This window comes from Marinobacterium marinum, assembly GCF_013868415.1.
Taxonomy (GTDB): domain Bacteria; phylum Pseudomonadota; class Gammaproteobacteria; order Pseudomonadales; family Balneatricaceae; genus Marinobacterium; species Marinobacterium marinum.
On sequence record NZ_JACEMT010000052.1, the window covers coordinates 39,204 to 59,524 of the forward strand.

16 protein-coding genes are annotated in these 20,321 nt (G+C 57.5%); 10 read left to right on the forward strand and 6 right to left on the reverse strand.

Annotation, left to right across the window (positions count from 1 at the left end; translation table 11 throughout):
* The first annotated feature begins 383 nt into the window (after window positions 1-383).
* From H1S06_RS11680 to H1S06_RS11725, 10 genes are all read left to right on the forward strand, one after another.
* Window positions 384-5,183, forward strand: a complete 4,800-nt coding sequence (locus H1S06_RS11680; RefSeq protein ID WP_181740387.1) for an NAD-glutamate dehydrogenase — start codon at window positions 384-386, stop codon at window positions 5,181-5,183.
* A gap of 293 nt (window positions 5,184-5,476) precedes the next feature.
* Window positions 5,477-6,379 (forward strand): LysR family transcriptional regulator, encoded by a 903-nt coding sequence (locus H1S06_RS11685; RefSeq protein WP_181740390.1) that lies wholly within the window; start codon window positions 5,477-5,479, stop codon window positions 6,377-6,379.
* A gap of 102 nt (window positions 6,380-6,481) precedes the next feature.
* A complete protein-coding gene (locus H1S06_RS11690; RefSeq protein ID WP_181740392.1) occupies window positions 6,482-7,297 on the forward strand; it encodes a putative hydro-lyase in 816 nt (271 codons plus the stop codon).
* A 172-nt stretch (window positions 7,298-7,469) separates the two neighbouring features.
* On the forward strand, window positions 7,470-8,438 hold the full coding sequence (locus tag H1S06_RS11695) for a TRAP transporter substrate-binding protein (protein WP_181740394.1): 969 nt from the start codon (window positions 7,470-7,472) through the stop codon (window positions 8,436-8,438).
* 51 nt (window positions 8,439-8,489) lie between these two features.
* On the forward strand, window positions 8,490-9,008 hold the full coding sequence (locus tag H1S06_RS11700) for a TRAP transporter small permease (RefSeq protein ID WP_181740396.1): 519 nt from the start codon (window positions 8,490-8,492) through the stop codon (window positions 9,006-9,008).
* Window positions 9,008-10,315 carry a TRAP transporter large permease gene (locus tag H1S06_RS11705; RefSeq protein WP_181740398.1) on the forward strand — a complete coding sequence of 436 codons (1,308 nt, stop codon included), beginning with the start codon at window positions 9,008-9,010 and terminating at the stop codon, window positions 10,313-10,315. The genes H1S06_RS11700 and H1S06_RS11705 overlap by 1 nt, the downstream gene beginning before the upstream one ends.
* Before the next feature lie 99 nt (window positions 10,316-10,414).
* Window positions 10,415-11,146, forward strand: a complete 732-nt coding sequence (locus H1S06_RS11710) for a 5-oxoprolinase subunit PxpA (RefSeq protein ID WP_181740400.1) — start codon at window positions 10,415-10,417, stop codon at window positions 11,144-11,146.
* Entirely contained in the window at window positions 11,143-11,838 is a 696-nt protein-coding gene (gene pxpB, locus H1S06_RS11715) for a 5-oxoprolinase subunit PxpB (RefSeq protein WP_181740403.1), read from the forward strand. The genes H1S06_RS11710 and pxpB overlap by 4 nt, the downstream gene beginning before the upstream one ends.
* On the forward strand, window positions 11,828-12,748 hold the full coding sequence (locus H1S06_RS11720) for a 5-oxoprolinase subunit C family protein (RefSeq protein ID WP_181740405.1): 921 nt from the start codon (window positions 11,828-11,830) through the stop codon (window positions 12,746-12,748). Before pxpB ends, H1S06_RS11720 begins: the two co-directional genes overlap by 11 nt.
* Before the next feature lie 322 nt (window positions 12,749-13,070).
* Complete coding sequence (locus H1S06_RS11725; RefSeq protein ID WP_181740407.1) at window positions 13,071-13,277, forward strand: hypothetical protein; 207 nt, start codon at window positions 13,071-13,073, stop codon at window positions 13,275-13,277.
* A 43-nt stretch (window positions 13,278-13,320) separates the two neighbouring features.
* On the opposite strand, the gene H1S06_RS11730 is transcribed toward H1S06_RS11725, so the two are convergent.
* From H1S06_RS11730 to H1S06_RS11755, 6 genes are read right to left on the reverse strand one after another with little or no spacing between them, the layout of a single operon-like run.
* Complete coding sequence (locus tag H1S06_RS11730) at window positions 13,321-13,854, reverse strand: retropepsin-like aspartic protease family protein (protein ID WP_181740409.1); 534 nt, start codon at window positions 13,852-13,854, stop codon at window positions 13,321-13,323.
* Between the two features lie 59 nt (window positions 13,855-13,913).
* Complete coding sequence (locus tag H1S06_RS11735) at window positions 13,914-16,247, reverse strand: DNA polymerase II (protein WP_181740411.1); 2,334 nt, start codon at window positions 16,245-16,247, stop codon at window positions 13,914-13,916.
* Window positions 16,247-17,239, reverse strand: a complete 993-nt coding sequence (gene mvaD / locus H1S06_RS11740; protein WP_181740413.1) for a diphosphomevalonate decarboxylase — start codon at window positions 17,237-17,239, stop codon at window positions 16,247-16,249. The genes H1S06_RS11735 and mvaD overlap by 1 nt, the downstream gene beginning before the upstream one ends.
* On the reverse strand, window positions 17,226-18,167 hold the full coding sequence (mvk, locus tag H1S06_RS11745; protein ID WP_181740415.1) for a mevalonate kinase: 942 nt from the start codon (window positions 18,165-18,167) through the stop codon (window positions 17,226-17,228). Before mvk ends, mvaD begins: the two co-directional genes overlap by 14 nt.
* On the reverse strand, window positions 18,145-19,152 hold the full coding sequence (locus H1S06_RS11750; protein ID WP_181740417.1) for a mevalonate kinase family protein: 1,008 nt from the start codon (window positions 19,150-19,152) through the stop codon (window positions 18,145-18,147). Before H1S06_RS11750 ends, mvk begins: the two co-directional genes overlap by 23 nt.
* A complete protein-coding gene (locus tag H1S06_RS11755) occupies window positions 19,152-20,318 on the reverse strand; it encodes a hydroxymethylglutaryl-CoA synthase (protein WP_181740419.1) in 1,167 nt (388 codons plus the stop codon). Before H1S06_RS11755 ends, H1S06_RS11750 begins: the two co-directional genes overlap by 1 nt.
* Between the last annotated feature and the right edge of the window lie 3 nt (window positions 20,319-20,321).

Consider the following 20,321-nt stretch of genomic DNA (forward strand, 5'->3'; position numbering starts at 1 on the left):
ATTTTTCCGAAAATTCGCATATACATGTGCAATACAGAAGCTTGACAGACTCTTTTTGTCGCAACTACGAAAAAGCAGGTCGCATATGGAAAAACAATTCGGCCGGGAATTTTATATCAGACCCGCACGAATTGCCTGCCCGGCAATACAATTGTCTGTCCCGGTCAGCTTGCTTTTAATCCAAAAGCCTCTGTTCAGACCTCGACCGCGCCTCTGATCGACAGCCTCATCTTTCTCTTTTCATGCTGATAGAGACCGGTGTTTTTCAAAAAACCGCGTCGTATCCCGGCAATTTTTTTCCGCCATTCTCCCCTAAAGTACCGCTATGCCCTGAATCACTCCGGGTTGTCCATATCCTTGCCTTACGGGAGTCGCGCATTACCATGAACGCCGGTCTAACAACAGAAATAAATCAGGCTTTGTCGCCGCTGGCCGAGCAGATCATCAGCACTGTCCCGGCTGCTGAAGCCGAGTCGGTCCAGCATTTCGCCCAGTCTTTTTTCCAGGTCGCCTCGGCAGAGGATCTGGACCAGCACCATCCTGAAGACCTGCTGGGTCCACTGCTGTCCAGCTGGGAGTTCGTGCAACAATATGACTACACCGCCCCCAAGGTACGACTGTTCAATCCCGACCTCGAGCAGCACGGCTGGCACAGCAGCCACACGGTCATCCAGTTGTTATTCCCGGACATGCCCTTCCTGGTGGATTCGGTACGCATGGCGCTCAACCAGGCGCAAATCGGCATCCACACCATCTACAACACCGTTCTGCTCAGCGCGCGCCAGGACAGTCAACTGACCGGTCTGGGCCAGGGCGGCGAAGCCGAGTCTTTCATCTACCTTGAAGTGGATCTGCAGAGCGATGCCGAGTGCCTGCAGCAGCTGCGTAAACTGCTGAGCGAACTGCATACGCTGGTAGCCGCTGCGGTGAGCGACTACGATGCCATGCGCACCCGCGCAGCTCAGCTGAGCGAAAAGCTGCGTAGCCGCAATGACGATGATGCCACTGAAGCGGCCGATTTTATCGACTGGCTGCAGGACGACAACTTTACCTTCCTCGCCTGCGATCAACTCTCCTTCACTGAAGAAGAAGGCAAATTTGTAGCCACTCGACTGGACGGCCAGGAGCTTGGCACTCAGCGTCTGGCCAGCAAGGCCGAGCGCAGCCGCCGCTTCACCGAACTGAGCGACAGTGAACGCAGCGCCATGCAAGAGCAGGCGCCGCTGCAGCTGGCCAAGTACAGCCGCCGTTCACGCATCCACCGTCCGGCCTACATGGACCTGGTCGTGGTCAAAACCTTCGACAGCGAGGGCCGGGTCAACGGCGAACACCGCTTTTACGGTCTTTACACCCTTCCGGTCTACAGCGAACGCCTCGACCGTATCCCGCTGCTGCGCCTCAAGCTGAGTCGCCTGATCGAAGCCAGCGGTTTCAGCCGTACCGGTCACAGCGGCAAGGCTCTGGTACAGATTCTGCACGAACTGCCGCGCGACGAAGTATGCCTGTCGTCCGATAAAGAGCTGCTGCACACCACAATGGGCGTTTTCAACCTGCAGGAACGCCGTCGTGCCCGTCTGCTGATGCGCCCCGATCGCTGCGGCAAGTTCGTCACTTTCCTGTACTACGTGCCCCGCGACAGCTTCAACACCGAGCTGAGACAGCAGGTCCAGAAGGTTCTGGCCAAGGCGCTGAACACGCATGAAATCGACTTCACCACCTACTACAGCGAATCCATCCTGGCCCGCGTGCACTTTGTTGCCCACATTGATCCCGAAGCCATTGCAGCGTTCGACTTCGCAGCCATAGAAGCCGAGGTCGTGGCGATTTCCCGCTCCTGGAACGACGACCTGCATCAGACCCTGATCGATGAGTGCGGCGAAGCCCAGGGCAGCCAGCTGTCCAACCGCTTCCGTTTTGCCTGTCCGCCCGCCTACCGCCAGCATTTCAGCCCGGCCAAGGCGGTCTTCGATCTGCGTCACCTGGATATTCTCAGCGCCGAGCAGCCGATCGGCATGAGCTTCTACCGGGTCCTGGAGCAAAGCTCGGACCTGCTGCGATTCAAGCTGTTCCAGCGTGATCAGCCGCTGGTCCTGTCCGATGTGATCCCGGTGCTGGAGAACCTGGGTATGCGCGTGCTGGGCGAGCATCCCTATCGCCTGGACGCGGCCGACGGCCAGACCTTCTGGATTCACGACTTCACCCTCAGCTACCAGCACGCCGACAGCGTCGAGCTGGAAGAGGTACGCACGATCTTCCAGGACGCCTTTGCCGCGATCTGGGCAGGTCAGGCCGAAAATGACGCTTTCAACCAGCTGGTCATTGGTGCCGGTCTGAACTGGCGCGAAGTCGCCATGCTGCGCGCCTATGCCCGCTACAATCAGCAGCTGCGCTTCGGCTTCAGCCAGAGCTACATCGCCGCCACCCTGTCCCGCCACCTGCAGGTCAGCCGACTGCTGGTCGCCCTGTTCCGGGCGCGCTTCGAGCCGGCTCGCCAGGCGCATGATCGCAATACGGCCGTCAGCGAGCGCCTCGAAAGCAGCATCCTCGACGCCCTGGATCAGATTGACAATCTCAACGATGACCAGATCCTGCGCCGTTACCTTGAACTGATGCAGGCAACCCTGCGCACCAACTACTTTCAGCCCAACGCCGATGGCAGCGCCAAAGGCTGTCTGTCGTTCAAGATGAGCCCGCGTGCCATTGCCGATATTCCGCAGCCACGCCCCATGTTCGAGATCTTCGTCTACTCGCCACGTGTCGAGGGTGTACACCTGCGCGGCGGCAAGGTCGCCCGTGGCGGTCTGCGCTGGTCCGACCGTCTGGAAGATTACCGTACCGAGGTGCTGGGACTGGTTAAGGCCCAGCAGGTGAAAAACGCCGTGATCGTGCCGGTCGGTGCCAAGGGCGGCTTTGTCGCCAAGCAGCTGTCGGATAAAGTCGGCCGTGAAGAGTTCCAGGCCGAAGGCGTTGCCTGCTACCGCCTGTTCATCAGCGCCCTGCTGGATGTCACCGACAACCTGCTGGGTGGTGAAGTGGTACCGCCGGAAGCGGTGGTACGTCACGACGAAGACGATCCCTACTTCGTGGTTGCTGCCGACAAGGGTACTGCCACCTTCTCCGACATCGCCAACGGCATCGCGGCCGAACGCGGTTTCTGGCTGGGCGATGCCTTCGCCTCTGGCGGCTCCGTCGGCTATGACCACAAGGGCATGGGCATCACGGCTCGCGGTGCCTGGGAATCGGTCAAGCTGCACTTCCGTGAGCTGGGGCTCGATACCCAGAACGAAGAATTCACGGTTGTCGGCATCGGCGACATGGGCGGTGATGTGTTCGGTAACGGCATGCTGTTGTCCGAACATATTCGCCTGGTCGCGGCCTTTAACCACCAGCACATTTTCATTGATCCCAACCCGGATGCCGCCGCCAGCCATGCCGAGCGTAACCGCCTGTTCAACCTGCCCCGCTCCAGCTGGCAGGATTACAGCGCCGAGCTGATCTCGGCCGGCGGCGGCGTGTTCTCACGCAATGCCAAATCGATCACGCTCAGTGACGAGATCCGTGCACGCTTCGATATTGCGGCGGAGCGCCTGTCGCCCAACGAACTGATCCGCGCCCTGCTCAAGTCACCGGTTGACCTGATCTGGAACGGTGGTATCGGCACCTACGTCAAGGCCAGCCATGAAACCCATGCCGATGCCGGTGACAAGGCCAATGACCTGCTGCGCGTCAATGGCAACGAGCTGCGCTGCCGCGTGCTCGGCGAAGGCGGCAACCTTGGCTTCACTCAGCCGGGTCGTATCGAATTCTGCGAACAGGGCGGCAAGGCCAATACCGACTTCATCGATAATGCCGGTGGTGTGGATTGCTCCGACCACGAGGTCAATATCAAGATCCTGCTCAACGAAGTCGTGGCCGAGGGCGACCTGACGCCGAAACAACGCAACAAGCTGCTGCGCGACATGACCAATGGCGTCGCCGAACTGGTCTTGCAGAACAACTATGACCAGGCACTGGCCATCAGCAGCGCCGAACGTCATGCCCGCCAGGCACCGGACGAGTACATCCGCCTGATCCGCACGCTGGAGCAGAGCGGTCGCCTCGACCGTTCACTGGAGTTCATCCGCGACGACGAACGACTGGAAGAGCTCAAGGCTCGAGGCCTGGGCCTGACCCGTCCGGAGCTGTCGGTCTTGATCTCCTACAGCAAGGCCGCTCTCAAGGAGCAGTTGATCGACTCGCCGCTCATCGAGGACGAGCACCTCGGCCGCGAACTGCTGACCGCCTTCCCGGGGCAGTTGCTGCAGCGCTACCCCGAGCAGCTGATGCAGCACCGTCTGCGTCGCGAAATTCTGGCAACGCAGCTGGCAAACGAACTGGTCAACCATGTCGGCATCACCTTTGTCGACCAGCTTGGTCAGAGCACCGGAGCCACTGCGGCCGACATCGTACGTGCCTGGGTGATCGCACGGGATGTGTTTGATACCCGCTCGATCTGGCAGCAGATCCATGCGCTGGACAATCAGGTCAGCAGCGAACTGCAGCAGCAGATGCTGGCCAGCCTGAGCGGACTGATGCGTCGTGCCACTCGCTGGTTCCTGCGCCAGGCAGAATTCAACCGCCCGACGGCTGAACTCATTGCACAGTATGGCAAGGGCATCCGCACGCTGATCGACCAGTTGCCACAGCTGCTGTGCGACAGCCCGGAAACCCGCTGCGGGTCTGCACAGAAAACCCTGCTGCAGGCGGGTGTCGACCAGGCATTGGCCGCCCGTCTTGCGGTTGTGGATAACCTCGATCAACTGTTGGGTATCGTCGTGGTCGCCGATCAGACCGGTCAGAGCCTCGACCTGGTTGCAGAGCTCTATTTCAACCTGGGGCAACAGCTGAAACTGCACCACTTTGCTGCTGCACTGGTCCGACTGCCGGTCGAGACCCAGTGGCAGGCACTGGCCATTGAAGGCTTGAAAGATGTGCTGACCGGCAGCCAGCTGAACATCTGCCGCAGCCTGATGCAGGCCGCGGCAGAACCGGAAAGCGGTGTACTAAGCGCCTGGCAGGCACGCAACCGCAGCCAGCTGGACCGCTGGCTGCAACTGGGTCAGGAAGCCAAAGGCTCCTCCCCGGATATTGCGCTGCTGACCGTTGCTGCCAGTGAACTCAAGGAACTGGCCAACCGCAGCTGACTCTCAAGCGCCGAAGCCACACGGCTTCGGCGCTACTGTTTGAGTGAACGCATTACATAATTGCTATACGCGATTGCTCACAGGACCGCCTGCCAAACCATTCGCAATCCCGCGCAATTCAACCCCGCCCCCGTCGTGAATAGCCGCCTCAAACGTGAACTTTTGATTCCAATTCATCTATAGTCTGCTCCAAAATGCGGCAGGGCCGGTTAAGAAGGGACTGAGACAAGCGTCGAGTCGTGACATCTGGTGATGCAGCAACGGGTAGCGGCTTCTTTATTGGGTAAATAAATGTGAATTTTAAACGACTCGAAACTTTTGTGTGGGTGGCTACATTGGGCAGCTTTCGCAAGGCAGCAGAACGCCAGCACACCACACAGCCTGCGATATCCAGCCGCATCTCGACTCTGGAAGAAGAGCTGGGTGTGAAGCTGTTTGAACGGGAAATGGGGCCCGGGCCCGTATCGCTGACAGCCAAGGGTAAAGAGCTGCTGCCCTACGCTGAAAAAATAATTTATATGCAGGAACAGCTCAGAAAGCGCGCCAACAACGTTCAGGGAGTATCAGGGCTGCTCCGACTGGGGGTTTCAGAGACCATTGTGCATACTTGGCTACCCGAATTTCTGCGCCGTCTGAATAATGAGATGCCGCATCTTGAAGTCGAGATGACGGTGGATGTCACCAGCAACTTGCGGGCCGGGTTGCTGGACCGCTCCGTTGATCTTGCTTTCCTGATGGGGCCGATTTCAGACCCCAGTATCGCCAACCTGTCGTTATGCAGCTTTCCTCTGGCCTGGATTGCAAGTCCGTCGCTTGGTCTTCCGGACAGGCTGCTGAACATCGAAGAACTGGCACAGTGGCCCATTATTACCTACGCACGGAATACCAAGCCGTTTGCCGAAATCAGCCAGCGTTTTCGCGCCATAGAAGGCTCGTCCGTACGTTTCATGTCATCCAGTTCTCTTTCGGCCTGTTATCGGTTAACCGTCGATGGAGTCGGGATTTCCACGCTGCCGTATCGCATGATCAAGGAAGAGCTGGAAAAAGGAATCATTACCCAACTGAATGCCAGCTGGACCCCCTCTGAACTGCAGTTCACGGCATCCTACTCGGCGGTACCCTATAATTCGATTGCTGAACAGGCGTCTGAACTGGCCGTGATCGTTTCGGAGACCTATGCGAACGAAGGTATATAAATTTTATTTATCATTAAATAGAAATAATCATAATTAGACTTTTTTCTCTTCTTGATTAGTCTTAGCGAGGCGTCAATATTGCAATCAAGTTAGAGGCCACACATGACCAGGCAGGCAATTTCTTCCTACAAGCAGGAACTGCTCGATACCGCTCGAACACTGCGGCAGCAGATTCGTGCCGGTGAGTTTACGAGCACGACCAGCGGTCTTGCTTCCGGGCTCATGCAAGGCAATATCGTGATCCTGACTGCCGACTGGGCTCAGGATTTTCTCCATTTTTGCCAACTTAACCCGGTCTCCTGCCCTCTGATTGCGATGTCCCGCCCCGGCGAGCCGCTGTTGCCCGAGCTGGGCAAGGATATCGATATTCGTAGCGACGTACCCGAGTACAACCTGTTCGTAGACGGCGAGCTGACACAGACACGCACGGATATTGCCGACCTGTGGAATGACCAAATGGTGACGTTTGTTCTGGGGTGCTCCTTCTCCTTTGAAGAAGCACTGCAGCGGGCGGGATTGGCAATACGCAATATCGATCTTGGTCGCAATGTGTCCATGTATGACAGCAGCCTGGCAACGACGCCCAGCTCGCGCTTCCATGGCAACACCGTGGTCACCATGCGTCCGTTTTCACCGGCTGATGCGATTCGTGCCATTCAGGTGACGACACGGCTGCCCAAGGCACACGGCGCGCCTGTTCATATCGGCCGCCCTGACCTGATCGGCATCGATGATCTGGCAACGCCCCAGTACGGGGACAGCGTGCCGGTACATGATGACGAAATTCCCGTTTTCTGGGCCTGTGGTGTCACGCCTCAGGTTGCGATTCGTAATGCGAAGCCACCGATTTGCATTACTCATGTCCCCGGCAAAATGCTGGTGACCGACAAGCTCAACGATGAGCTGGCCATTCTCTAGCAGGTTGTTGAAAAACGGTTCGAGGCCGCTGAAACCCGAGGAGCGTCATCCGGCGAAAAGTGCCGCTCAGAATAGAGGAGCACTTTGAGTCGGTTTCTCACACGGTATGCGGCAGAACGGATAGGCTTTCGACAGCCTGTTAGGCTGACACAATAAAAAGTGGAGACTTTTCATGTTGAAAAAAATCGCCGGCATTATTGCCCTTACGGGTGCCATAAGCGCCACGGCACAGGCCGATACCTGGCATATGCCGACCCCTTACGGTGATGCCAACCTCACCACCAAGCTCGCCTACGAGTTTGCGGATGAAATCCGTGAAAAGAGTGGCGGCAAACTGGATATCAATGTGCATTCAGGAGCGTCTCTGATCAAGCACCCCGAAATCCCGCGTGCCGTGAGAACAGGACAGGTACAGCTGGGTGAAGTGTTTATCGGCGTGATGGGCAACTCTCACCCGGTTTTCAAGCACGACAACATCCCATTCCTGGCAACCAACTTTGATGATTCGAAAAAGTTGTGGGAAGCGGCCAAGCCTGAACTTGAAAAACTGCTGAATAAGGAAGGCATGGTACTGCTGTACACTGTACCCTGGCCGACACAGAGCTTGTATACCAAGTTCCCAGTCAATACCCTGGATGACCTGAAAGGCACCAAGATGCGTGCCTACAGCCCTTCAACTTCACGCCTGGCCGAGTTGATGCATACATCGCCGACCACCGTGCAGGCACCTGAGGTTCCGCAGGCATTCAGCACCGGTATCATTGATGCCATGATCACGTCTCCGTCTACCGGTGCAAACGGCCAGGCATGGGATTACCTGACCCATTACACCGACATCAAGGCATGGATTCCCAAGAACATCGTGGTTGCCAACAAACGTGCCTTCCGCCGCCTCGACAAGGCCACTCAGCAGATGATTCTGACCGCTGCGGCCAATGCTGAAAGCAAGGGCTGGGAAGGTGTTCGTGCAACAACCCGGCAGGATACCGAAACTCTGGCGGCTAATGGCATTGTGGTCAGCGAGCCCTCGGCCGAACTGATCGCTGAACTGGAAAAAATCGGCCAGATCATGATCAAGGAATGGGAGGCTGAAGCGCCTGCCGAAATTGGCAAGATCCTCAAGCAGTACCAGCAACAGTAAACCCGCATGGCCCCCGAAGCGCTTTGGGGGCCTGTTGATGAGGCAACATCCATGTCAGCACTTAAAGAAAATCTATATCTGACATCCGGTTACCTGTCTGGAGCCTGCATCATCGCCATTATGGTGTTGGTACTGGCGCAGATAGTAGGCCGTTTTTTCGGGTTTATTATTCCTTCAGCCGAAGATTTTGCGGGTTATTCACTGGCGGCTTCCATCTTCTTTGGCCTCGCCTACACCTTTCGTGACGGTGGCCATATCCGGGTCACACTCGCCATTCAGCACTTGCCCCGCCCGTTGCGGCGGGTACAGGAGCTGGCGGTTTTGCTGATCGGGCTCGTGCTGAGCGGATTCATGGCCTGGTACTCCTGGTTCATGGTGTGGGAATCCTTTGTATTTGAAGAGATGACGCACGGCTATATCGCCCTGCCGCTGTGGATGCCACAAGTGCCACTGGGCCTGGGTACTACCGCTTTTACACTGGCGGTTCTGGACGCGCTCATTGATGCCTTGCGAGGCAAGATGCCGGCCTACATCGGGGCCGAAGACGAAATTAATCTGGAGGAAGTTTAATGGAGCCGATGACGTTATCCATTGTCCTCGCGATCAGCATACTGCTGATGCTGGCCGTTGGCGTGTGGGTTTCCCTGGCGCTGGTTGGGGTTGCTGCGCTGGGCCTGATGCTGTCCGGCAATGAGCAGGTTGGCCTGTTGTTCGGTACTTCAAGCTGGGGAGCCAGTACCGCATGGTCATTGACGGCACTGCCGATGTTCATCTGGATGGGAGAGGTGCTGTTCAGAACACGTCTGTCCTCCGATCTTTTTGCCGGGCTATCGCCTTGGCTCGGCGGCCTGCCGGGCAAGCTGCTGCACGTTAACGTGCTGAGTTGCGGTATTTTCGCGGCAGTATCAGGCTCTTCAGCGGCGACAGCAGCCACTATCGGCCGCATGACGCTACCGGAGCTCAAGGCGCAGGGATACAGTGATCGCATGGCGGTCGGAACCCTGGCCGGTTCAGGTACCTTGGGCCTGCTGATTCCCCCTTCCATTATCCTGATCGTGTACGGGGTTGCGGCGGAGGTATCGATTGGTCGACTGTTCATTGCCGGTGCCTTGCCCGGTTTGCTGCTGGTAACCCTGTTTATGGGCTACACCATGGTGTGGGCACTCATGAACAAGGACGAGCTGCCCAAGCACAGCAAGGAGCAGGTATCGCTGAAGGCCAAGATCGCAGCGCTGAGAAAGCTGTTGCCGATTATGGGTCTGATCGGCTTTGTACTGGGCTCCATTTACGGCGGTTTCACCACGCCGACCGAAGCGGCCGCCCTGGGTGTGTTCGGTGCGCTGGTACTGGCGGCCATGACCGGTTCGCTCAGCATGGAAAGCTTCAAGGGAAGTCTGCTGGGAGCGGTCAAAAGCTCCTGCATGATCGGCCTGATACTTGTTGGGGCGCACTTTCTGACTCTGGCCATGGGTTTTCTGGGTATTCCGCGCGCACTGACCGAATGGATCGGCACCCTGGGTCTGTCTCCGCTGGAGCTGCTGATCTACCTGACCGTTCTCTTTGTAGTGCTGGGCTGTTTCCTGGACGGCATTTCAGTGGTGGTATTGACCGTGGCGGTGATGTTGCCGATGGTACAGCAGGCAGGCATTGATCTGCTCTGGTTCGGCATCTACATCGTGCTGGTGGTCGAAATGTCGCAGATTACGCCGCCTGTCGGGTTCAACCTGTTCGTGATTCAGGCGCTGACCGGCAAGAACATTCTGTATGTAGCCAGGGCCGCGCTGCCTTTCTTCCTTATGATTTTGCTGGCGATCGTGCTGATCTACTGGTTCCCGGAGATTGTGACCTATCTCCCGACCACCATGACACAACGCTAATCAATCGCATAACGCCCCTGACCCGCCGGCTTTGGTCTGAAAGACAGGCATGACTGCGGTCAGCCGGCTGCAGGGGCTATCTATATCTGGAGATCACAGATGAAGCTTAATTGTGACATGGGTGAGAGTTTCGGCTCATGGAGCAAAGGCATGGATGCGGATGTAATGCCTTACATCGATATGGCGAACATCGCCTGCGGCTATCATGCGTCAGACCCGCAAACCATGGACTATACCGTGCAACTGGCACAACAGTCAGACGTGATGGTAGGGGCACACCCGGGCTATCCGGACCTGCTGGGCTTTGGGCGGCGGGATATGGTGCTGTCGGCCGATGAACTGCGCCTGATGACGGTCTATCAGCTGGCGGCGCTGGATGGTATCTGCCGGGTCAATGGCACCAGCATTCAGTATGTTAAGCCTCACGGGGCGCTCTATAACCGCATGATGGTTGACGAGGCGACCCTGGGGGCGCTGATGCAGGCGGTTGCGGGCTATTCTCGAGACTGCCCGCTGGTGGTGATGGCAACACCGGAAGCCGATGCGGTGCGTCGGCTGGCCGATCGACACGGCATCGAGGTCTGGTTCGAGGCGTTTTCGGACCGTGCCTACGATGACAGCGGGCGGCTGGCGAACCGGAGCATCCCCGGTGCCGTGCACAAGACAACCGAGGCCATCGAAGCGCAGGTGCTGCAGATTATTGAGGAAGGGGCGGTGACCTCTCTGGGTGGTCACAGAATACCGATCTGTGCCGACACTATCTGTATTCATGGTGACAGCGAGCATGCTGTAGCGGCAGCGCGCCATATTCGAGCAGTGGTGGGCGCATGACCCGCATGCAGCCTGTCAACGAAAGTACCTGGATCATCTATCTGGGGGATGAAATCAGTGAAGCAGTAGCGGCACAAGTGGCGCAGCTGACCCGCAACATTCGCGCCAGTCTGGGCAACTGTCTGACCGATATCATTCCCTCCTATACCAGTGTGCTGGTCAGTTTTGACCTGCAACAGGCCGATCGCTTTGCCGTTGAGGCCCTGCTGCGGACAGCATTTGAGCAGGTTCAAGGCGTGTCCGAGGATTTGTCTGATACTGAAGAGGTGGTATTGCCGGTCTATTATGGTCCGGAGGTAGCGCTGGATCTGGAATACATCGCCCGTGAGTGTCAGCTCAGTACAGAAGAAGTGATTCGGCTACATTCCGAGCAGATATACCGTGTCTATGCCATCGGCTTCAGCCCCGGCTTTGCCTATCTCGGTAACACGCCGGAGTCTCTAAGGATTGCGCGAAAGTCGACCCCGAGACTCAAGGTGCCGGCCGGCAGCCTCGGAATCGCGGACAACCAAACGGCGATTTATCCCTCTCAGACTCCAGGAGGCTGGCAAATTATAGGCCGAACACCACTGGACATGATCGACTGGGACAGTGAGACACTGACACGCGTGAACGTGGGAGATCGAGTGCGCTTCGATCCGATTGACCGGGAAACATTCATCGACATGGGAGGCCGGTTGGATGAGCTTTAAAGTTATTGATCCCGGCATGATCGCGCTGGTTCAGGATGGTGGCCGAGCAGGCTACCAGCATCTCGGTGTCACCACTGGCGGCCCTATGGATGAACATGCCTTTGACTGGGCCAACTGGCTGCTGGGCAACCCTCGAGGGTCTGCGGCCCTTGAAATCACCTACGGCATGCTGGTGCTGGAAGCACTGAGCGACATGACCTTTGCATTGGCCGGGGCAGACCTGGGCGCCACATTGAACGGTAAACCTCTGTTGCCATGGCAGCAATATCAGGTTCAGGCCGGGGATCGCCTGAAGTTCGGCACTCCAGAGAATGGTCTACGGGCCTATTTGGCCTTTCCTGGAGGCATTCAGACCGTGGCACGGCTGGGCAGTGCCGCAACCGTCACTCGTGAAAAGCTGGGCGGGCTGGACGGCAGTGGCAAACCCTTGCAAAGGGGGGATCGCTTGCTCTCGATGGAAAGTGCTGTCGCTGAGCAACGTGCCATGCCGGACTGGGCTATACCGGACTATTCCGAGCCGTTGAAGATGGGACTCATACTGGGCTATCAGTATGAGTGTTTTTCAATCACCCAGCGGATGAAGTTCTTTACCGCCCCCTACACGGTGACTTCCAATATTGATCGCATGGGCTATCGGCTCCAGGGAGAACCTGTCGCCAGCGAACAAAACGGGATTATTTCGGAAGGAATCGCTCTGGGAGCGGTACAGATTCCTCAAGATGGACAACCCATTGTGCTGATGCGAGACCGGCAGACAATCGGGGGCTATCCCAAGATTGGCTGCGTCTTCTCTCTGGATCTGGCCAAACTTGCCCAGCGCAAACCCGGTGATATTGTCGAGTTTCGGTTGATGGATGTTGCTGAAGCTGAAAACAGGCGCATGTTATACGACCGTCAGTTCAATCACTGAAATGGAATTGTTTGAACCTGTCGGCTGCTGAGGCGCGAATACCGATCTTGTGTGCATGCCCTGCCCCGTATCAGGTGGTCGGCATGCCTCACTAAAGCGCACTACCATGGTGCATTTTAGTGGGACATTACTCAGAAATTTATGACAATCGGCGTATTTCCGAATTTTCGGCATTAAATGCCGCTAAATGAACCGAACATGATTGTTAAGATCAGTCAAAAACGCACCATAAAAGTGCACAAGGCTATTGCAGAACATCCGTTTTGGCTATAAATTAGCCACCTGAACCCAGCCTATTTTCACCTGAACGAACGAGCCTTTCATGACCGCTTTTCGCAACCTTGCTCAAGCCGATCATTGCCTTACTATCAAGCAGGCCGATACCAACAGCTGGTGGATTCTGCGAACTGATCTGCCCAGTCACGGCCGTCGTAGCAGCATTCCCCGCGTGGTATTTTTTGGCACCAGCGAAGAGCAGGCCAAGGCCTGGCTGGCCAGCCGCACCGAGCCTTACTTCCTGCAGCAGTAAACCCTGTCGCCTTTCAGGCTGATCCGTTCATCTGGCCAGCCTGTTAATCCTGGCGCGGTATGCTGAGGGTCAGCTGTCCACCCCGCTGCACCAGTTCAAGATGCTGCATGAAACTCATCCCCAGCAGGACGGTTTCATCCGGCATGAACGGATTAATGCTGGCAGATACATTGCGCAGCTCGATGCTGCCCAGCTGCACCCGCTCCAGTCGCGTGGCGTACACACTGATGACCCCATTGGCTGTCACCGTTTTCTGTTCAGCCCCACGTTTCAAACCCAAGCGATCCGCCAGGATTTCCGGCACACTGACCCGGGTGGCACCGGTATCCAGCAGAAAGGTTACGGGCTGACCGTTGATCCGTCCCGGTGCCACATAGTGCCCACTCCGGCTCTGCTCAAGCACCACTTCACCACTGCCCGACTCGACCAGACTCAAGTGCTGATTCGGGTTGCGTTGTTCACCGACAAAATCATTGAAATACACCGTCAACAATACCAGCAACACAATCCAGGCAAGGTAGTGCATGCCCTTGGCCAAGCCTCGACGGGTACTGTCCGGGTCCTGATAGTCCGACATCTGCGTTACCTGTAGCTCTTTATCCCTGAGACCTCGAAAACAAGCGCTTTGCTCCCGCTTCAGAACAAGTCAATCTGCGGGGCAACCAGCTGGGCGAATGATTCGCCAATAAACGGCAGAATCGTATCCGCCACCGGCAGCAGCTGCTTGTCCACATAATGCTGGTAGTCTATCGGTGAACGCAACAGTTCAACCGGTTCCGGGCCATTAACGGTCATCACATAGGCAATGCTATCCCCTACCCGGTAGGCTGGCGGCAGTCCCTGCCGGTGCCGCGCATCCTCCAACTGCTGTGCGGCACGCACATGTGGCGGGCGATTGCGAATATAGGCGCTCAAGGGCTGGCGAATGCGGCGCCGATACACCAAGGCCTCGTCACAGGTACCGGCAAAAACGGCCTCGACCTGCTGTTGCAGCAGGCTACGCCAGGGACGGTCATGGAAGATACGACCGTACAGTTCCTGCTGAAATGTACGCGCCAGTGGCGTCCAGTCGGTCCGTACCGACTCCAGCCCTCTGAAAATCAGTGCCTCGTCACCATTCCCCTGCCGCTTGATCCCGGCATAGCGCTTCTTGCTGCCTTTTTCCGAGTGACGCATACGCGGCATCAAAAAACGACTGTAATGCGCTTCATACTGCAGCTCCAGTGCGCTTTCGATATCGAAGCGTCGCTGCAGTTGCGCCTGCCACCACCGGTTCAGCTCCGTGGCCAGATATTCACCGTAGGCATCCGTATCCACATCCGCCCATTCGTCTCCCAGCCACACAAAGACCGAATCGGTATCACCATAAATGACGGTATGGCCATACACCGACTCGATATGCTCGGCAGTCTGCTGCAAAATCTGATGGCCGCGCAAAGTAATAGAGCCGGACAAGCGCTGGTCGAAAAAACGGCAGACCCTTGAGCCCAGTACGCCGTAACAAGCATTCATCTGGATCTTGATTGCCTGAGACAACGCCGAGTTGCCGTCTCGCTTCGCCTGATCACGCGCCGCCCATAGCCGCTCAATAATGCCTGGCAGCAAGGCGTGGCGGCGATCGAAAATCGCGTGATGAAAGCCCGGCACCAGAGCTTCAGGCGGAGAATCCCCCCGTGTACCCATTGCCAGCCCCAGGGGGTCAATCTGAAAACTTCGGATAATGCTCGGGTACAGACTCTTGAAGTCCAGCACCAGCACATGGCGATAAAGGCCGGGGCGCGAATCCATGACAAAACCACCCGGTACTTCCAGATCGCCCAGCCCCGAAGCATATTCGGGTGCAACAAAGCCCGCCCGGTGCAGACGCGGCAAATAGAGGTTATCAAAAGCCTGTGATGAGCCACCAACCTTGTCCAATGGCAACCCTGTCAGACGGGCTCTCTCCAGCAAGTAAGGCACCAGTTCGGCGCGCTCGAAAATATCAGTCACCAGACGGCAGTCTTCCAGGTTGTAGCCTGCCAACGCTTCGGGCGCTTCACGATAGAGGCGTTGAATCTCTTCACCCCGGTCACCCGGGTCGTGGATCAGTTTGCCACGCCCCAGTAATTCCTGTGCAACAAACTCCAGGCTGTAACGCTCAAATTGCCAGGTTGCGCCCTTGAGTGTTTCAATGCCATCCAGCACGACTCGGCCGTTCAGCCGGGCAAACCAGCGCCCGGTCTGCGACTGCTCTACCCGCAACGGCTGTTGATCACGTCCCAGGCATAACCTGACACCCAGTGCCCGAGCCCTTTGCTCCAGTACCCGCAAGTCAAAACCAATGACATTCCAGCCAATCAACAGATCCGGGTCCAAACGCCTGACTTGCGTCTCCAGCGCCTGCAGCAGGGATCGTTCATCCACGCACGGAAGAATATGCGCCGCTGCAGGAATACTGCCATTGAACAGTACGACTTCCTGTGTCCCGCACTGCAGGGCAATGGACAGAATACGGTCGGCTCTGAGGGTGGTTTCAATATCCAGTGACAACAAGCGAAGGGTGGGGATAAAGGTATCACGTACCAGAGCAGGCCCGCTGTTCCTGTGGATAACTCGAGCGCCTGCGAAGATACCGCGCTCGATCAGATAGCGATCCACCGGACGCACATCCTCTTCCATCAGCGTAATCCCCGCCCGCTGCAGGCGTGCAAGAGCCTCGTGCCAGACGGACAGACTGTCGGCATAGAGTCCACAGACCGGTTGATGAGACAGGGTATGTAATGACAGTGGCCGCAGCAGGCAACCCTTGAGGTCGCACAGCAAGGCCTGAGCCCGCTCACGGTCGGCCGCCTGCAGAAAGGCGATAGCCGATTCGCCATCGATAACGATTTCTTCAGCGCCGGTCTCGGTACGCAGCCAGTAAACCAACTGTAAGCGCCCACGGTGATCGCGCTGACGGCGGGTCAGCGGCAGGCCAACCCGCGCGTCCATCAGTGGCCGAATGGCTCCACGGTTTCCAGGTCGGGAAAGTGTTGCAGCAGAGTATCGCGGTCCTCACGCTGGAACAGCAGTTTCAGGTTGGGGCCGGCGTCCATAGTGAAGTAGACCGGCAGTCCCTGCTCGCGCAGGCGCCAGACCTTCTGCATCGCCGCTACCGAGTCCGGCTGCCAATACAGCAGCGGCGGCCAGGAGGCGATCATAGTGGCATGCATCGACAGGGCGTTCTGCTCGGCTGTCTGTCCCAGAAGCGCAAAGTCACGCTCGGCGATAGCCTGATGCAGACGACTCAAATCCGCTGCCGCCTGCAGCGGCCAGCTTTGATACAGGTGAGCCGTTTCAACGGTACGCTGCATGCCCGAACGCGAATCCGTCGCCTTCTCACCGGCATCAATTTCCACCAGTCCGATACAGAATCCGGGCCAGTGATGATCCAGTGGAATACCATGACTGTCCAGGCCGTCTTCACGCTGCCCCATCTCCCACTCGACGAACCCCGTGAACAGAGACCGGCAGGCACTACCACTGCCCATACGTGCCAGGATCGACAAATGCTCTGACGGCAGGTCCAGTGCCAAGGCGTCATTGAGCGCCAGGGTCAGTGCCGCAAAACCGGACGCGGACGAGGCCAGACCGGCCGCCGTCGGAATATTGTTGCGGGTTTCCACCCGGAAGTAGAGCAGCTGATCACGGCGAAACAAATCGATGAATTCGCTGACCTTCCGGCTGAACTTTGCTCCCGGCTGCAGCTGCTGACCATTGAGCCAGACTTCATCCACCTGCCCTTCAATCGGGATCAGACGCGTGTGACTGCCCAGGTAGTCCAGTGATACCGACAGGGAGGCATTGATCGGCAAATTGAGCTCAGTGTCACGCTTGCCCCAGTATTTGCACAGGGCAATGTTGCTGGGCGCAAACTGCTCCGCCGAGGCAGACGCCTTGACCACTTTCGGCAGCAGTCGTTCAATCACTTCAATTCGTTTCATAATGGATCTCCACTCCCGTTGCGGCCACTGATACCGGAATCACGTCCCAAGGCATGTCCGACTCGACAACGCCCAACGCCAGCACACAGTCGCCCAGTCCCGAGCCGGATATCTTGGCACCCTGCACACCCGGCTCCGCTCTCAGGCGATGAATCATCTGCGCCAGCGTCGCATCACAGACACCCAGGGCATCCATCAGGCCCTGGTAGATATTCATCAACTCTCCCAGGGCAGACCAGTCCTGATCACGAACCGCCTGCTCCGCCTGGCGGCAGGTCTGCCCCATCAGGTGATACAGCCCCGTATACAGTTCAGGATGGCGTTCGGCCTTGCGCTCAACCAGAGCCAGCACATCGGGGGTTTTCATTTTGTAACCGCTATAGTACAGCACAATCGGAGGCAGGCCCGGTAATGGTCGAACCCCGGCCGGCGCCATGTCATAGCCGATCACGCCCCCATAAATACTGGCCGCCAGATCGGTCCCCGATCCTCGCCCATTCTGGACCTGATGGACGGCAGCCAATGCCGTTTCGAACAGTACTTCCGGGGCGGTACTCTGCCCGCTATACGCTGCCATGGCAGCCGTTGTCGCGGCGGTTACCGCAGCGGAAGACCCCAAACCGACCGTATGGGAAAAGCCGGATTGAATGGTCAGCTGAAAACCCCGTGACAAACTGGCTCGATAACGTTCGATTACGGCCAGTACAAAGGCTAGCTCCGGCATCGGCGCCAATGTATCCAGTGATCCGCTGTACTGCCCCAGCGCACTGTCAATCAGTACCTGCCGATCAGCACGAGGCAGCAAGGTCACGGTCAGTCGTGCTGCAACGGCACATGCCAGCGCTGGCTCGCCAAACAGCACGGCATGTTCGCCCATCAGCATGGTACTGCCCGGGGCACTGACTTCAATCTTCGAGTATACGGACACCTTCGGGATCCTCCTTCAATACCCCCCAGTGCCAATCAGGCAGCAGAGGAAATCCTGCCGGAGTCATCCCTTCCGGCAATAACAGTAGCATAAGCCCGCCCTGATCACCGGATACGGCCCCTGCACCGCACACCTTGGCTGCGCCACCGACCTGTTCGACCTGCTCAGCCAACCGCTGTAAGGGGGCTGGCACAACCCCGATACGAGCCAGCAGGCGATGATTGTGGCGAATCGGCTCAACCAACGAACTGCCCGACAACAATGCCGCTTCGACGGCTTGCGTCGTTTCGGTAAATTCATCCCAGATGGATGCGTTGGCGAAGTTGCGCCGTACCTGATCGACACAAGCGCCAGTGCTACAGGCCGGAGTCCCGGTAAACAGCCAAAACAGACCGGGGCCGACGCCACAATCTGACAGTTTCAAGTGCTGTACCTCGTCCTCCTGCACACGCACCAGACCACCGGAACAGACAGCTGCGGCATCAATAATGCTGCCACGGCCGTGCTGCAGACGTTCACAGTGACGTACCTGCCGAATCAGCTCATCCAGACTGTCAAAGCGACCAAACAGCTTGAGCAGTGCGGCAATCAATGCCGCCGAAGACCCCATGCCCGCGCCAATAGGGATATCGGAATCGATTTTCAGGCTGCCCTGAGGGCGAATCTCCAGCCCCGACAGCATGCGTGCCATATCCACGGCATAAAATGCCAGTTCGGCCGGTTTTTGCAGGATTCGGGTGATCGGCAGTTCGCCGCGCAGGTAGCGTTCAAAATGGCTGTCCAGCCGGCGACGCAGGCTTGCCAGCTTGTCCAGACCGAGCACATGCGTACGCTCCTGAGCATGCCAGCTCAGCCGCGGCAAACGATCCGGGCGGTAATGGATTCGCATGTGCCGATCCACCGCCAATGCCAACGCCGGTGCACCATACACGACCGCATGCTCACCGCTGAGGATAATCTTCCCCGGTGCACAGGCGGTCGGCATCAGCAGATTACGTATTCGCGTTTATGATGCGCAATGCCGGCCAGGCGGAAGCGTCCCGTTGTACCTTCGGCAAAACGATGCTCGCCACCATCAGCGGGCACCTGATTGCGGTACAGTTGCAGATATTCGTCATGCTCGATTTCACGACGTGCCGCCAGCAACGCCTGGTGATATTCCGTGTGCAGTGCCTCGCGATAGCCTGCGACGACAGTGCCGGAGAAAAACTCACCGACACAACCGGAACCGTAACTGAAAAAACCGATTCGCTTGCCGGACAGGTCTTCCTCGGTGTTCTCCAGCAGAGACGTCAGACCGATATACATGGAGGCCGTGTAACTGTTGCCGATGATGCGGTTGTAGAGCAGCGTGTCACTGATCTGGGCTTCCTGCTCATCGGCCGACAGACCGACCTTATTGTGACGTACCAGCTGCTGATGCGCTTTCTGCGCCATGCGGCTGAACGGCAGGTGATAGCAGAAGCGACTGAAATCGCCGAAGGCCAGATCACTGACGTCGCGGAAGTTGTCCCAGGCCTTTTTCAGCGCCTTGAGATAAATCTTGGTGGAGTACTTGCCGTCAACCAGGGCGGTGGAGCGATAGTTGGGGCGCCAGAAGTCCATCACATCTTCGGTATGGTTACCCACTTCAGGATCGATACTGACCAGGCGTGGATTACTGGCGATCAACATCGCCACGGCACCACAGCCCTGAGTTGCCTCTCCCGGCGTATCCAGGTCGTAGCGGGCAATATCGGAGGCGATCACCAGCACCTTGCAATCCGGTTTGCGGGCCACCAGAGCACAGGCCATCTGCAAGGCTGCGGTCGCGCTATAACAGGCCTGCTTGAGTTCAACCACTCGGCAGTTACTGCTCAGCCCCAGCAAGCGGTGAACATAAATACCGGCCGCCTTGGACTGGTCGATACCGGTTTCGGTCGCAAACAGCAGCGTGCTGACCGCTTCGGGACCGACCCGCTCAATCAGCGGCAGTGCGGCACTGGACGCCATGGTGACAATATCTTCATCGGGCGCCGCCATACCCATCTTTTCCTGACCGATACCGGTGTAGTACTTTTCAGGGTCCGTCCCCTGTACTTCAGCCAGCGTCTTCAAATCAAGATAGTAGTTGGAGGTGTAAAAGCTGATTTCGTCAATACCAACGGACATACT